Below are 15,657 nucleotides of genomic sequence, written 5' to 3'. Positions count from 1 at the left end.
CGTTAAACAGGGCAGGTCTCTCCTGCCCTTGCAGGATCTGTTATGGAACCCATTCTGATCGCCGTGGCCTTTGGCTGCGGCATGCTGGTTAATCTCATCGGATTGCCCCCTCTGCTCGGCTTTCTGGCCGCCGGTTTTATCCTCAACGGCATGGGATATGAAAATACCCCCGCCCTGAGCGAGGTGGCCGATCTCGGGGTCACCCTGCTGCTGTTCACCATCGGCCTAAAGCTCAATATCAAAACCCTGATGCGGCGCGATGTATGGGGCACCACCAGCCTGCACCTGCTGCTCTCCACCCTGCTCTTTACCGTGGTGCTGCTGGTCTGCAAGGGGCTGGGGCTCCACCTCGCCCTGTCGCTGGACTGGAAGCTGGCGCTGCTGCTGGGCTTTGCCCTCTCCTTCTCCAGCACCGTCTTTGCGGTCAAGGTGCTGGAAGATCGCAGCGACATGAATGCCCTCTACGCCCGCATCGCCATCGGGGTGCTGGTGATGCAAGACGTGTTCGCCGTGGCCTTTCTGGCCTTCTCCAGCGGCAAGTGGCCCAGCATCTGGGCGCTCTGGGTGCTGGGATTGCCGCTGCTGCGCCCGCTGCTGTTCAAGCTGCTGGAGCGGGCCGGTCACGGCGAGTTGCAGGTGCTGTTCGGGGTGTTTCTGGCGCTGGTAGTGGGGGCCGCCGGTTTTGAAGTGGTCGGGCTCAAGCCGGATCTCGGGGCGCTGATCGTCGGCATGCTGCTCGCCTCCCATCCGGCGGCAGCGGGATTGGCCAAGGCGCTGTTTAACCTCAAAGACCTCTTTCTAGTCTGCTTCTTTCTCACCATCGGTCTCAACGGCCTGCCGACCCACGACACCATGTTGCTGGCACTGGCGCTGGTGCTGGCCCTGCCGCTGAAAAGCGCCCTCTACTATCTGGTCTACAGCGGCGCCCACCTGCGAGTGCGTACCGCCCTGCTCTCCACCCTGGCGCTCAGCAACTTCTCGGAGTTTGGCCTGATCGTCGCGGCCATCGCTGCCAAGGCGGGCTGGATCTCCCACGAGTGGCTGGTGGCGGTCTCGCTGGCGCTGGCGGCGAGCTTTATGATCTCGGCCCCCCTCAATGCCCAGAGCGAGCGCATTTACCACCGCATCGGCCATTGGCTAAGGGGATTGCAGGCGAGCAACCTCCATCCGGAAGACAGGCCCATCGAACTGGGCGATGCGGAGGTGATCATCCTCGGCATGGGGCGAATTGGTCAGGGAGCCTACTTCGAGCTGGAGAATAAGTACGGCAACGTCATCCTTGGAGTGGAGAACGACAGCGAGAAGCTGCCCACCCTGCGCGAACAGGGGATGAACGTCATCGAAGGGGATGCCACCGATACCGACTTCTGGGACAAGGTGCTGCTCTCCAATCAGGTCAATCTGGTGCTGCTGGCGATGCCCCACCACTCGGGTAATCTCTACGCCATCGAGAAGCTGCGCAGCCACGGATTTAGCGGCAAGATCGCCGCCATCGTCCGCTTCGAGGATGATATCGCCTCCCTGCAGGAGCAGGGGGTGGATGCGGTGTTTAACGTCTACAACGAAGCGGGCAGCGGCTTTGCCCGCCATGTGATCCGCCGCTTGCAGCCGCGCTGAGCACTGGCATCGGGGGCTTGGCAAGGACACTTGGCAAGGAGAGAAGCATCGTTTAAGTTATACACAACCTCGTTTCATAAAACGCACAAACGCGGGGCCGGGATGGCCCCGCTTTTATATCTCATTGCCAGGGAGGCACCATGAAGTCCCTTAACGACTGGATCCTGCTCGATCGCCATGAGGCGACCCCCACCCCGCTGATGCCCGCCCCCGAGCGCATTAAAGCAGGCCATCCGAGTCAGACGGTGTGGAACCACTACTCCGACCCAAGCCAGCAGTTTCACATCGGCTTCTGGGCTTGCGAGCCCGGCCGCTGGGCCATCCACTACACCGAGCACGAGTATTGCCAGCTACTGGAAGGGGATGTGGTGATCCACGACCGTCAGGGCGGCCAGCTTGCCCTCAAACCCGGCGATCAATTTGTCATTCCCGCCGGCTTTGTCGGAGAGTGGGAGACCCTCACTTCCTGTCGCAAGGTCTATGTGATCTTCGAACCCGCCTCGGCTTGACGTTCACGTCACCCTGCCCTGTTGCAGCAGCCCTTATCCTGTTGATCTGCTTGACGCTTACGGCATGATTTTCTGCGGTTTTCCCGCTTGCAAAAGGTTTTTCCGCTAGGCATTGTGTCTGACGAGGAATGTAAATGGAATTTCGAGCCCGGACGTGGGGGGCTCATATAAAAATCTAGAGGATTACCGCCAATGTGTTCTATTTTCGGCATTCTGGACATCAAAACCGACCCGGCTCTATTGCGCAAATCGGCGCTGGAGATGTCCAAGCGACTGCGTCACCGCGGGCCTGACTGGTCCGGCGTCTATAGCTCTGACAAAGCGATTCTGGTGCACGAGCGCCTGGCCATCGTCGATCCGGGCAATGGCGCCCAGCCGCTCTACAACCCCGAGCGCACTCACGTATTGGCCGTCAACGGCGAGATCTACAACCACAAAGAGCTGGAGAAGAACCTCAAGGTCGACTTCCAGTTCCAGACCCATTCCGACTGTGAAGTGCTGCTGGCCCTCTATAAGGAGAAGGGCCCGGCGTTTCTTGACGATCTCAACGGCATCTTCGCCTTTATCCTCTATGACGCCGAGCAGGATGCCTACCTGATTGGTCGTGACCACATGGGGATCATCCCCCTCTATACCGGTCGCGACGAACACGGCAACTTCTATGTCGCCTCCGAGATGAAAGCGCTGGTGCCGGTCTGCAAGATCGTCGAAACCTTCCCGCCGGGACACTACCTGTGGAGCAAGGATGGCGAACTCAAACAGTGGTACCAGCGTGACTGGATGGAGTACGGCGCGGTCGAGCACAACGTCAGTGACAAGGCCGAACTGAAAGCAGCGCTGGAAGCGGCTGTCAGACGCCAGCTGATGTGCGACGTCCCTTATGGCGTGCTGCTCTCAGGTGGTCTCGATTCGTCGGTGATCTCCGCCATCACCAAGATCTACGCCGCCCGTCGGGTGGAAGACGATGGCAAGAGCGAAGCCTGGTGGCCGCAGCTGCACTCCTTCGCCGTCGGCCTCGAAGGCTCGCCAGACTTGGCCGCCGCCCGCAAGGTGGCCGATCATCTGGGCACCATCCACCACCAGATCCACTTCACCGTGCAAGAGGGGCTGGATGCCCTGCGGGATGTCATCTATCACCTCGAGACCTATGACGTCACCACCATCCGCGCCTCCACGCCGATGTACCTGATGGCCCGTTACATCAAGGCGATGGGGATCAAGATGGTGCTCTCCGGTGAAGGCTCTGACGAGCTGTTCGGTGGCTACCTCTACTTCCACAAGGCGCCCAACGCTAAAGAGTTCCACGAAGAGAACGTGCGCAAGCTCGCCTCCTTGCACCTCTATGACTGCCTGCGGGCCAACAAGTCGATGGCCGCCTGGGGCGTGGAAGGTCGCGTGCCCTTCCTCGACAAGGAGTTCATGGACGTGGCGATGCGCCTGCAACCCGCCGACAAGATGTGCGGCAAGGGCAAGATCGAGAAGCACATCCTGCGCGAAGCGTTCGAGGATCTGCTGCCCCACGAAGTGGCATGGCGCCAGAAGGAGCAGTTCTCCGACGGCGTAGGTTATTCGTGGATCGACAGCCTGAAGGCGATGGTCGAAACCGAAGTGACGGATCAGATGTTCGAAGCGGCCGCATTCCGCTTCCCCATCAACACCCCACTCACCAAGGAGGCCTACTTCTACCGCGCCATCTTCGACGAGCACTTCCCGCTGGAAGCCGCCGCCCGCACCGTGCCCTACGGCAAGTCGGTCGCCTGCTCCACCCCGACAGCCCTTGAGTGGGATGCCAAGTTCAAGGAGATGGCTGACCCGTCCGGCCGCGCCGTGATGGACGTGCACCAGCAAGGCTACTAAGCCCGAACGGTCAACCAGAGCGGATAACGCCAGATAGCAAAAAGCCCTTCACCATGGTGAAGGGCTTTTTCATCTCCCCGCTGCCACGCCCGCCAAACCACATCAGACCACCGCAGATAGTTGATTTTTCATAAATATTTAATTTTTTTACCTAGTGACCATGCATTGACAGAGTGTGCTTCGATTAACTATGCCTGAAGGGTGTTCAACAGGAACACCACGATGACAACAAGGAGCGGGAGGGAGCATGGACGCTAACACTCTTTCAAGGATTGGCCTGCTGGCAGCATTGCTTACCAGCCCGGCAGTGATGGCCAACGACAATATAGTGGTGCTGCAGCTTGGCAACGCCTTCAGCAATGAAAAGCTCGATATTAAAATCGCCGACGCCAAGTTCCACCATATGTTTTGGCGTTGGGGAGACTCAGGCTGCCAATTTGGGCTGGGGGTACGTGGCGGTATCCTCAGAGTAGAAGATGAAGAGACCGCCAGACTGGGAGGCGGAGCCCGTATTGAATGCCAATGGGGTAACTGGGTGACCTGGCTCCCCGGCGAGATGGTCTGGCTCGATCAGCATCAATTTGGTACTCGCGGCCACGGCTACAAGGATTACGGCGGCCCCTTCCAGTTCACACTGGGTATCGGCCTCGGTTACGCCATCACCAAAAATTGGCTGGTCGGCTATCAGTATGAGCACATGTCCAACGCCTATATGTATGACAAGAACCCGGGGCTGGACAGCCATACCCTCCATATCGAGTACCGTTTTTAGCCAAGCAGGCTCAACCGTTATCGAAACCGTTAGACAAAAAAAAGCCTTCACTTTCGTGAAGGCTTTTCGTCATGTGCACACTATCAATCGTTACAGATAGAAGATCCCCACGATCAGGGTATGGAAGACAAAGCCCGCCATCAGCGGCACAGAGGTACGCTTGATCACCGCAAACGGCGTCAGCTTGGCACCGCTGGCGACGGCGATAATCACCCCGGAAACTGGCGACATGGCGCGCCCCATGTGGGAGGCCTGCTGCATCGGCAGGATCATCGCGGCTGTGTTGACCCCCATGCTGGCCGCGATCTGCGGGATCAGCTCGACAAAGGCAAGGAAAGGGGCATTGCCGGAACCCATGATGATGGCTGCCGCCAGGGTGACCAGCGCGAAGACGATAGCCATGGCAAATGCAGGCAGCCCCACATGCTCGGCGCCGACAATCATGATATCGATCACCCCCAGCACCTTGATGCCGTGGGCGAAGATACCCGCCGCCACCAGCAGCCCCACCACGTTGCTGAACGCGGATCCCATGCCATTGAGGAAGTGGCTGAAACCACCGCACACCTGCTTCATGTCACGGGTTCTGGCTGCCTCCACCACCATGCTGATAAACATCGAGATCATCACTATGGTGGTGACGTTGAGCCTGATGTGATCAACAAACAGGGAGGAGAACCCCACCGCCATGATGATGGGCAACATCGGCAAGATGGCATAAAAACCCGGTACACCGACCTCTTTCGCCGACTCATCCACCACAGCGGCCCCCTGATGCTGGTGCCCATCGAGCCGATCGCAGCGCCGCTGCCAGAATATGTGCATCAAGCCCACCACCAGCACGGTCGCCAGCGCAGCGGGGCCCTGATAGGTGTAGACATACTCGATCACGTTATGGCCCATACCCACCGCCTCGGTCGCCCGGATGGCGTCGATGGCGGTCGGGGTATAGGCCACCCCGAGGGAGGTGGCAATCACCCCGGCCGACGAGGCCGCAGAGAGCCCCAGCCCCACCATGATGGGGAACAGCGTCGCCATCAACAGCACCGCCAGACCGGTCGCCGAGGGGATCGCCAGTTGCAGCGCGCTGGCCAGCAGATAGGAGAAGAAGAGCAACACATAGGGGGAGCGCAACCGGCGCAGGGGACGGATGGCAATCCGCACCACCGCATCATTGGCACCGATATGATCCATGTAATGGGCAAAGCCCATCAGCGCCATGATCATCAGACCCAGATCCGCCGCCCGCGAACTGAAGAGATCCCGCATCACCTCGAAGGGATCAAACAGGGCAATGCCGGTGCTCTCGACCCCTTTGGGCAACACACTGCCCCACCCTGCCAGCTGGCTTGCCACCATCAGCACCAGACCGGCGGCAAACAGCACCGGCTCGGCCCGATAGCCTTTGAGGATCAGTCTGGCCACCAGAACTATGACCAGTACGGCAATAACTACCTGAAACATGACGACTCCTTAGCGGCTGAAACGGGCGTGGGTGAGCTTGATAACCTCGATCACCACGGCACTGGCCGCTTCCAGAGATTTGACCGGCAGATACTCGTAGATGGAGTGGAAGTTGTGGGCACCAGTGAAAAGGTTCGGGCAGGGCAACCCCTTCTGGGAGAGCACGGCGCCGTCATAACCGCCGCGCATCGGGATGGGCTTGGGGGTGATCCCCAGCGTCTCGTAAGCGGCCAGCGCCAGCTCGATGGGATAGCGGTTCTCCCCCTGTAGGCTGTTGAATACATTGCTGTAGCGATCGCTCAAACTGTAACTCACGCTCTGTTCACCCCAGAGGGCCTGACAGCTCTTGCCAAGGGTGTCGAGCAGGGTCATTCGCTGCTGATACCCCTGCTCGGTGAAGTCGCGCACATCCAGCTTGAGCACTGTGTTGGCGCTGTTGCCCTGCATCTGCTTGACCCAGTAGTAGCCCTCACGCCCTTCGGTATATTCCGGCGCCTCGCCCCCCGGCAGCATGGCGATGAACTTGTGGGCCATCAGCAGGGAGTTCTTCAGCTTGCCCTTGGCCGACATGGGGTGAGCCGAGGCGCCGTGAAAGACAAACTCCGCATCCCCCGCATTCCAGTTCTCATAGACCAGCTCGCCAATGCCGCAGCAGTCGAGGGTGTAGGCAAAGTCAGCGCCAAAACGTTCGGTATCAAACGCCTTGGCCCCGCGCAGACCCTGCTCCTCATCAGGCACCAGACCAATTTTGATGGTGCCATGGGGGATCTCCGGATGCGCCTGCAGATAGGCCACTGCATTGACGATGGCGGCGATGGCCGCCTTGTCATCGGCCCCCAACAGACTGGTGCCATCGGTCACGATGATCTGATCACCGACGTAATTGGCAAGCTCCGGGAACTCGCTCTGGCGCAGGGTGATCTGCAGCTGTGCATTGAGGCAGATATCCCCCCCTTCATAGCTCACCACTTGGGCATGGGTATCGGCGGTGTGCTCGGCACTGGTATCGAGATGGGCAAAGAAGGCCACGGTGGGCAGATCTCCCATCACATTGGCGGGCAGAGTGGCGGTCAGGATGGCGTTGTCCGCCACCTCCACGGTCAGCCCCAGGGCGATCAGCTCCTGCGCCACCTTGTCAGCCAGCACCCGCTGCCCCGGGGAGGAGGGCATTACCCCGGCGGCGCCCGCTTCACGGTTGGTGGTGGTATTGATGGCGGTGTATCCCAAAAATCTGTCGACAATATGCATTGCGGTAGCCCTGTGAGTAGTTACTCATGTAATTCAGTGATGAGATCCGACGGCCTATCGCACAACATTGCGATAACAATCTGGATTAACGAGAAAAATGAGCTGGATAAAGATAATGCCCAGCGCAACTGATGCGACTGGTAGTGACAAATAACACAGGAAAGATGCATAAAACCCACCAAATAGCCAAAAATGGGTAGTTGATCACATGACTGATATACCGAAAGGCGAAATAAAAACCTGAATGAAAGCATCCACTTTCGTATTTGGTAGCGCAATCCACTACCCAGGCCAGACACATTGGCGGGATCTCATAGAGAAAAAATGCCGGAGCACAGGCTCCGGCATCGAGAGAGGAAAAGTGAGCAGGGGAACTGGTCAGCCCGGCGGCGGCTCAAATCGACCGCCCCCCCTTCTGCATGATAAGTGCGTCGCGGTTAATCCTTTTTCGCCTTGTTGGCGAAGAAGATATCGGCCTGAATATCCTGAGTGCGTACCGTGAAGATCTGGTTGGTCAGATCGTCGGTCAGCGTTTCGGCCTCCTGCATCACCCGCAGATTGAAGTCGTTGAGCATGCTGTTGGCGGCGGCCTTGTCGGTTTTGACCGTTTTCAGATAGTTGGCTTCCATCTCTTTCTGCTCTTTGGCGATCTTCGCCTCCCAGCTCTGGTACGCCTGCTTCACCATGGGTGCCAATTTGGGGTAATCGGTCATCACCAGAGTCTGCAGCTTGCGATATTTCCAGTAGATGGAGTCGCTGTCGGCCTTGTCGCTGCCCATGGCATAGTGCGCCGGATAGGCTTCCAGACCGCTGTAGTAGGGAACGAAAGCGGTCAGATCCGCCATGCCGAGGCCCACATAGGTCACCTCCCCCACTTCGCGCGGCATCCAGGGGCGTACCTGCATCACATGGGACTCGTAGGTGCGGAACACACTGACAGGGCGCCACTGCTCCTGACCATTCAACCCCTTGCTGTAGGGATCGTGTTCGGTGCCGTCATAGTGATTGCGCAGCACCGCCTTGACCTCCTCCAGCGTCATCTTCTTCTCGGGGGACAGGGTGACAGGGAACTGGCGACCGGCATCCACCGCCTGCTTGAGCGAGGGGTTGAACATCTGCTGGATGGTCCAGACTCGCGGATCGTTATAGCTGCGATCCCGCTCGTCATCGCGGGTATAGGCTTTCGAGAAGTTGAACACCCCCTCCTTTTGCGGATGGTAGAGCCCCTTCTCGGTGGCAAATTCAATCAGATTTTTCGAGCCCATCATGTCGGCACTGGCCGGATCGTACTGCTGCAGGCGGCCCTGATTGCCGGTGGCAAAGTAGTGATTGTTCGGCAAACGCTGCGCCATCCAGTGATGGCCGGTGGCGGTTTCCAGATACCAGAGCTCGTTGTCATCCACCACGGCAACGCCAAATCCCTCCCCCGCGCCGATTGTCTCGATGATGTTGCCCAGCAGGGCGACCGCCTCGCGGGCGGACGTGGCGCGCGACAGCAGCACATCGGGAATGTCATCCTCGGTGATCCCCTTGTCCTCCACATAGGGGTCGACGGCGAGCGCTTCGGGTGAGGCGAAAATCGACTCGGTGCCGCTCACCCCTACCCCCTTCTCATTGAACCCGGTGGCGCCGTGTAGCTGGGTCTTCCAGTTCGGCACCGTGGTATAGCGCAGGGAGTTTTTCGGCAAGGGGTAACTGAAATCATTGGCGCCATTATGGGCTTTGGAGCTGTGAACACCGCTCTGCCCCTGTTTGGCCGGATGGATCACGAAATGCTGGGCTTTCAGGGCATCGCTGTCGGCGCTGCGGGCCACCATCATGGAGCCATCGGCGCTGGCCTCGCTGCCAACCAGCAAGGTGGTGCAGGCGAACGCCGACGAGAAGAGGGCAAGGTTGATGGAGAGTGCGACGACGCACTTTTTGAAGGAATGCATGATATCTCCTTGTTGCACAGAGTGTGTTGCAAATGAACGATGGCTCGCCAGTCAACCAGCTCCTGCAGCAAGGGATCACCGCAGTGACACGGGCCAGGCAGCGCAGGCCATCAAACCGTAAACATGAAAAGAAGAGAGGTGCGGACAGATCGTGGACAGTCGACAGAGACTTCGGAACCCCTGATATGCGACCTGTTCGCATCGCCCCTTTCGCCTGTTCCGCAGGCGTGGCGATACTAGGCCCAATCAACTGACATATTTGTGATTAATAACTCAAAACACCAATCGGACAGCCAAAACCAACGCAAAATATTGATAAGTGTGACAAGCGCAGGATTCTTGGCGACATCCCGTCGTCAACAAGATATACGCAAGGAGCATAGAGCGGGGAGAAATGAAGAGATGCGGCGGGATGGCGTGCTGACGCCATACCGCGATGTTCGTTAAGTCAGGTTGTCACTGCGCGTCTGGCTGACTGGCGGGAGCAGCCTTGATAAAGGCCTGCAACTGTTCGCAGTTGGCGACGATGCGGCGGATAGTGGGGTAATCGTCCAGGGTCATGTCATAGCGGCGGGCGTTGTAGACCTGAGGCACCAGCATGCAGTCGGCCAGGGTCACTTCGTTGCCAACACAGTAGACACCGGCGGTGGTCATCAACAGCTGTTCGAGGGCAGTGAAAGTCTCGTCAATCCAGTGGCGATACCAGCGGGCCTCCTGCTCGTTGTTGGCCCTGAAGTGCTCTTCCAGATAGTTGAGTACCCGCAGATTGTTGAGCGGGTGAATATCACAGGCGATCATGTTGACGATCTGGCGCACCCGGGCCCGCGCGTCGGGGGAAGAGGGCATCAGAGAGTAGGCGGGATAGGTCTCGTCAAGGTACTCCATGATGGCGACCGACTGACCGATCTGCACATCACCATCCACCAGAAACGGCACCAGCCCTTGCGGATTGATCCGGCGATAGGCCTTCTCGCTCTGCTCGCCTTGCCGCAAATTGATGGGATGCTGCTCGTAGGCGAGCCCCTTGAGCTGCAACACGATCCGCACCCGAAAACTTGCCGACGAACGCCAATAGCCAAACAACTGCAACATAATCTGTCCCTGCTTTTTATCTGGGCCCGAAGCCCGGCAGGTGCTCGCCACCTGCCTCCTTGTGTATCCGGCACCGGTTGAGGGCTCGTCGTGATCCGAACATCCTTGCCGCCAACCGGCGCTGGCCATCATCCTCCCTGACCGCTCGCTGGCACCACCTGTTGAGAGATGGTGCCAAACAGGTTTTGGCCAGAGCGACCTTCCATCGCGATCGACACTCTATCACCAAACTGCAAATAGGGGGTTGTCGCTTGATCACAATCAAGAATTTCCAACATGCGGCGCTCGGCAATGCAGGATGAACCGGCGCTGCGATCGTAATTGGAGACGGTGCCGGAGCCGATGATGCAACCCGCCCCGAGCGGTCTTGTCTTAGCGGCGTGGGCAATCAGTTCGAAGAAGCTGAAGGTCATGTCCACCCCGGCGTCCGGTGCACCAAACAGGGCGCCATTCAGATGGGTGCGCAGGGGCAGCAGCACCTTGCCATCACGCCAGTCATCGCCCAGCTCATCCGGGGTGATGGCCACCGGCGAGAAGGCGCTCGACGGCTTGGACTGGAAGAAGCCAAAGCCCTTGGCCAGCTCCCCCGGAATCAGGTTGCGCAGGCTCACGTCGTTGACCAGCATCAGCAGCTTGACGTGGCTGGCGGCCCCTTGCGGGCTCACCCCCATCGGTACATCGTCGGTGATAATGGCCACTTCCGACTCGAAATCGATCCCCCACTCCTCCGATCCCATGACAATCGGGCCACGAGGAGCCAAAAAGCTGTCGGAGCCCCCCTGATACATCAGGGGATCGTGCCAGAAGCTCTCCGGCATCTCGGCGCCACGCGCCTTGCGCACCAGCTCCACATGGTTGACGTAGGCACTGCCATCGGCCCACTGGTAGGCGCGCGGCAGCGGAGAGAGGCAAGACGCTTCGTCAAAGGGAAACGCCTCTACCGCACGGCCCTCGCTAAGCTGCTGATAGACAGCCTCAAGCCTGGGGGCAACCTCGGCCCACTCGTCGAGGGCGGCCTGCAAAGTTGGGGCAATCTCGCTCACCTGCACCGCCCGGCTCAGATCCCGGCTCACCACCACCAAAGCGCCATCGCGCTTGCCATTATTCAATGTTGCCAATTTCATAAGCGATTCCTTATTTGCCAGCAGCGTCCGGACGCTGCCAACTGGAGACATAACGGGTATTCTCGATCCCTTCGCACAAGCTGCCGACGTTCAGCGCATCGCGGGTGTCGAGCATCACCGCCACCTCGTCGGTGAACTTCTTGGCATAAGCTTGCCCCGCCGCAAACGCCTTGGGATGGGGGCCGTGGGTGAAACCGGCGGGGTGGAAGGTAACCATGCCCCGCTCGATATTGTCCCGGCTGAAGAAATCCCCGGCGTGGTAGAAGAGCACTTCGTCGTAATCGTCATTGCTGTGATAGAAGGGCACCTTGAGGGCGCCGGGATCGCTCTCGATGGGGCGCGGCACGAAGGTGCAGATCACAAAGCGGCTCGCCACAAAGGTGGAGTGGGCCGACGGCGGCAGATGGTAGCGGTGGCTCATCAGCGGGCGGATATCCCGCCAGTTGAGGCGCACCACGCACAAGTCCCCGTGCCATCCTTGCGCATCAAGCGGATTAAAAGGCCAGGTGATGACCGACACCTGATCATGGCGCTTCACCTGCAGCGACCAGGAGTTCTCATCCTGCTGAGCCAAAAAGCGCGCGTTGATGGCGGGCACATCGAGCGCCGCCGGGTCGAAGATGGCGTGATTGCCCACCAGCCCCTTGTCCGGCAGCTGATAGCTGTCGTTGGTCGCCTCGATCATCAGGATGAACATCGGCGCGCGGGGTTCGATGCGCCACATGGTGCCACGGGGGATCACCACGTAGTCACCATCCCGCAGGGTCAGGTGGCCGTAGTCGCAGAAGAACTCACCGCCCCCCTCGTGGATAAACAGCAGCTCGTCGCCGTCGGCGTTGCGCACCAGAAACGGCATCGCCTCGGAGAGCCGCCAGATGCGGTAGCGGCAGTGGGGGTTGCTGAGAATGTCGGGGGCCACCCAAGGAGAAAGTGAACTCACCTCCTCTTGCAGGGCATTGAGGTCAAACAGCCGTGGCCGCAGCGGCCCTTCCCAACTGCTCCAGTCGGTGGGGGCATGCTTGTGGTGCATATGGGTGGCGGGGCCGAAAAAGCCGCTACGACCCAGCTCGCGCTCATAGATGGCCTGTTCGGGCAGATCGGCATGGGCCTGTCGGGAGTGGGTTCCCTCCCGGTGGGGGAAGCTTATCCAGTTACGCATCGCTCGGCTCTCCGTTCACTTTTCCCGTACGTTTGCCATTTCCATCCTCGCCACCATCCAGCACGCCACGGCGGATCTGGTCCAGCTCAATTGATTCAAACAGCGCCTTGAAATTACCCTCGCCAAACCCTTCGTTGCCCTTGCGCTGGATGATCTCGAAGAACACCGGGCCTATCACGGTGTCGGTAAAGATCTGCAGCAGAATGCCATCCTTGGTGGGGGAGCCGTCGATGAGGATGCGCAGCTCTTTCAGGGCCGCCAGATCCTCCTGATGCCCCTCGACCCGGCTGTTCACCTGCTCATAGTAGGTGTCCGGCGTCGGCATAAAGCCGGTACCGCGGCTGCGCAGGGTGCGGATGGTCTGGTAGATATCGCTGGAGGCCATGGCGATATGCTGGATCCCCTCCCCCTTGTACTGGCGCAGATACTCCTCGATCTGGGACTTGTCATCCGCCGACTCGTTGATGGGGATGCGGATCTTGCCGCAGGGGGCGGTCATGGCACGTGAGTGCAGTCCAGTCAGCTTGCCCTCGATATCGAAGTAGCGAATTTCGCGGAAATTGCCGATCCGCTCGTAGAAATTGGACCAGACATCCATATTGCCGCGATGGACGTTGTGGGTCAGGTGATCGATCTCCATAAGACCGGCATCTACCTCTGCCATCCGGGACTGCCAGTCGGGGTAAAAGACAAAATCCACGTCATAGATGGAGCCCTTGTCGCCATAGCGATCGACAAAGGAGAGCGTGCTCTCGCCGATACCGTAGATGGCGGGAATATTGAGCTCCATGGGGCCAATCTTGCCGACAAAGGGCTTGGCCCCCTTGGCGATGGCGTACTGCTGGGCTTTGCCCGCATCGCTCACCCGAAATGCCATGCCGCAAACACTCGGCCCGTGCAGGCTGGCAAACTGCTCCGCCTGGGAGTGGGGCTCGGCATTGACCACGAAGTTGATATCCCCCTGCCGGTAGAGCCAGCACTGCTTGTGTTTGTGCTTGGCGACCTCGGCAAACCCGAGCGAAACAAACAGGCTCTTGAGGGCGGCAATTCCTTTGGCATCGGGGGCCGTGTACTCGACAAACTCGAAACCGTCTGTGCCTAACGGATTGATGGTATGGGTGGCGGAAGAGGTGGCATTCATCGGGCGATCCTTGCTCTTGATTCGGTTAAAACGGATTGCGGCACCCGGCGGTGCGGCAAGTGTTAACAACTTGTTTCATTAGAAGCAGGGCGTAGCAGGAAGAAAAGAGGCGGGTTGCAGATAGTTTCTCGCAGCTGGCAGCAAAGAATGTAAATGGATTGTGACATTCAAGCCGCAGCCTTGCGGATCAAACGGTAACGACCCGCAGGACTGTCAGCTTTGCATTACAGTTGCCAGTTTTTGATCATCAGATGGGGCAAGCAGGCCCGGGCTTTTTGCAGTCGCGTGGGCGTTGGATTGATCAGCCACGCCTCTTTCCCCAACCCCAGCAGCGGCAGATCGTGCAGGCTGTCGCTCAAGGCCAGCTCGGCATCGAGGGCGCAAATCTCCGGCAGCAGCTTGTGCTGGCCGTGGCAATAGAAGCGCGGCATCAGGCTGCCAAAACGGTAGTGCATCTGCGAGCCAATGATCCGGTGGGGCAACTGGCAGGGCAGTTGCTGATAGAGCTGGGCCCGCACCAGCGCGCAGGGACTGGCGGAGATCACCCAGCAGCGCGCCCCCTCGTGTTGCAGCAGATCGCGAGCCTGACAAAACAGTCCCGGCCTGGTGCGGCAGTAGGCGCGCACCAGCTTGCGCCAGCCGAGGGGAGAGAGCCCCAACGTGATGGCCCACCAGATAAGGGAGATACCGCGCCGCCGCTGGCTGGGAACAAGGTAGACCAAACCACCCAGCGCAATCACCGGCAACAGCAGCAGCGGCCAGACCCGGCGGTGCAGGATATAACGCAGCAGACCGGCGTGGCTGTCGCCGGGGGCCAGGGTGTCGTCAAAGTCGGCCAGGATCCAGCGCGGCGCACGTCCATCAGACACACCGGATGCATCACGCTCTTTCGCTGAATGGATCATGGTGTCAGGTGCTGGGCGCATAAGCATCAGGGCGCAAGGGTAGCGATGGCTGCCGTGAGCTCGGGGGTGACAAATTCGCTCCCCACATCAGGCGGGCAGACAAAATCGAACGGCGCCCCTGCCAGGGTGAAGCTGAGCCGCCAGGCGTGCAGATAGCCGCGATCGGCTGGCGTGCCGCCATAGCGCTCATCCCCGAGAATGGGGGCGCCGATGCTTTTGAGGGCAACCCGGATCTGGTGGGTCTTGCCGGTCTGCGGCTTGATGCGATAGAGCCGCAGCCCCTCGCGCACCGACACCGAATCGAACCAGCTGATGGCGGGGTTTTCCAGCGTACGCGCCAGCAACCAGCTGCCACCTCGCCCCTTTTGCATATCCCCCTTCACCCAGCCCTGCTTCTTCTTGGGTTTGCGATCGGAGAGCGCCAGATACTGCTTGCTCACCTCGCGGGCCGCAAAGGCCATGCTCAGCTCGCGATTCGCCTCTGTGGTGCGGGCCAGCAGCACCAACCCGGAGGTCATCTTGTCGAGCCGGTGCACCGGATAGAGGGTCAGCCCTGTATCGGCCTTCACGCGATTGACCAGTCCCGGATTGACCGCCTCCCCGTCGCCCTTCTCGTCATGCATGCCGATGCCGGGCTGCTTGTCGATAACCAGGAAAGCGGGATGCTCAAACAATATCCGGTACATAAAACCTCGGGAACTGGGGGATAAGGCACGCAGCCAACGGCTGGCTGTGCTCGGGAGTGCTGCATTCTCCCTGCTCGGCCGCCATTTGGCAAACCGGGCGGGCAGCCGAAGAAGATGAAAAAAGCCGAAGAAGATGAAAAATGGCCCCG

13 protein-coding genes are annotated in these 15,657 nt (G+C 59.5%); 4 read left to right on the top strand and 9 right to left on the bottom strand.

Translation table 11 applies throughout. The features are described 5' to 3' along the window. Nucleotides 1-42 precede the first annotated feature (42 nt). From CK911_RS04945 to CK911_RS04930, 4 genes are all read left to right on the top strand, one after another. Nucleotides 43-1,617 (top strand): cation:proton antiporter family protein, encoded by a 1,575-nt coding sequence (locus CK911_RS04945; RefSeq protein WP_042022352.1) that lies wholly within the window; start codon nucleotides 43-45, stop codon nucleotides 1,615-1,617. Between the two features lie 140 nt (nucleotides 1,618-1,757). Next, nucleotides 1,758-2,126, top strand: a complete 369-nt coding sequence (locus CK911_RS04940; protein WP_098969196.1) for a cupin domain-containing protein — start codon at nucleotides 1,758-1,760, stop codon at nucleotides 2,124-2,126. Between the two features lie 192 nt (nucleotides 2,127-2,318). After that, nucleotides 2,319-3,983 (top strand): asparagine synthase B, encoded by a 1,665-nt coding sequence (asnB, locus tag CK911_RS04935; protein ID WP_098969195.1) that lies wholly within the window; start codon nucleotides 2,319-2,321, stop codon nucleotides 3,981-3,983. Between the two features lie 247 nt (nucleotides 3,984-4,230). Then, the gene (locus CK911_RS04930) at nucleotides 4,231-4,755 is read left to right on the top strand and encodes an acyloxyacyl hydrolase (RefSeq protein WP_098969194.1); all 525 of its coding nucleotides are present in this window, start codon (nucleotides 4,231-4,233) and stop codon (nucleotides 4,753-4,755) included. Between the two features lie 90 nt (nucleotides 4,756-4,845). Here CK911_RS04930 and dcuC read toward each other — a convergent pair whose 3' ends face one another. From dcuC to CK911_RS04885, 9 genes are all read right to left on the bottom strand, one after another. Beyond that, nucleotides 4,846-6,219, bottom strand: a complete 1,374-nt coding sequence (gene dcuC / locus CK911_RS04925; protein WP_098969193.1) for a C4-dicarboxylate transporter DcuC — start codon at nucleotides 6,217-6,219, stop codon at nucleotides 4,846-4,848. Between the two features lie 9 nt (nucleotides 6,220-6,228). After that, the gene (gene pepT / locus CK911_RS04920; RefSeq protein ID WP_098969192.1) at nucleotides 6,229-7,467 is read right to left on the bottom strand and encodes a peptidase T; all 1,239 of its coding nucleotides are present in this window, start codon (nucleotides 7,465-7,467) and stop codon (nucleotides 6,229-6,231) included. Between the two features lie 437 nt (nucleotides 7,468-7,904). Next, nucleotides 7,905-9,401: a C69 family dipeptidase gene (locus CK911_RS04915; RefSeq protein ID WP_098969191.1), complete on the bottom strand. Its 1,497-nt coding sequence runs from the start codon at nucleotides 9,399-9,401 to the stop codon at nucleotides 7,905-7,907. A gap of 456 nt (nucleotides 9,402-9,857) precedes the next feature. Next, on the bottom strand, nucleotides 9,858-10,493 hold the full coding sequence (gene maiA, locus CK911_RS04910) for a maleylacetoacetate isomerase (RefSeq protein WP_172953960.1): 636 nt from the start codon (nucleotides 10,491-10,493) through the stop codon (nucleotides 9,858-9,860). A gap of 128 nt (nucleotides 10,494-10,621) precedes the next feature. Next, a complete protein-coding gene (locus CK911_RS04905) occupies nucleotides 10,622-11,617 on the bottom strand; it encodes a fumarylacetoacetate hydrolase family protein (protein ID WP_098969189.1) in 996 nt (331 codons plus the stop codon). Nucleotides 11,618-11,627: 10 nt separating this feature from the next. After that, a complete protein-coding gene (locus CK911_RS04900) occupies nucleotides 11,628-12,776 on the bottom strand; it encodes a homogentisate 1,2-dioxygenase (protein ID WP_098969188.1) in 1,149 nt (382 codons plus the stop codon). Beyond that, nucleotides 12,769-13,917 (bottom strand): 4-hydroxyphenylpyruvate dioxygenase, encoded by a 1,149-nt coding sequence (hppD, locus tag CK911_RS04895; RefSeq protein WP_098969187.1) that lies wholly within the window; start codon nucleotides 13,915-13,917, stop codon nucleotides 12,769-12,771. The genes CK911_RS04900 and hppD overlap by 8 nt, the downstream gene beginning before the upstream one ends. 224 nt (nucleotides 13,918-14,141) lie before the next feature. After that, complete coding sequence (locus CK911_RS04890; protein ID WP_098969186.1) at nucleotides 14,142-14,822, bottom strand: HAD family hydrolase; 681 nt, start codon at nucleotides 14,820-14,822, stop codon at nucleotides 14,142-14,144. Nucleotides 14,823-14,848: 26 nt separating this feature from the next. After that, nucleotides 14,849-15,508 (bottom strand): TIGR01621 family pseudouridine synthase, encoded by a 660-nt coding sequence (locus CK911_RS04885; protein WP_098969185.1) that lies wholly within the window; start codon nucleotides 15,506-15,508, stop codon nucleotides 14,849-14,851. Nucleotides 15,509-15,657: the final 149 nt, after the last annotated feature.

It is taken from the genome of Aeromonas sp. CU5 (genome assembly GCF_002586745.1).
Taxonomy (GTDB): Bacteria; Pseudomonadota; Gammaproteobacteria; order Enterobacterales; family Aeromonadaceae; genus Aeromonas; species Aeromonas sobria.
This window is presented reverse-complemented; position numbering and strand designations above follow the sequence as displayed.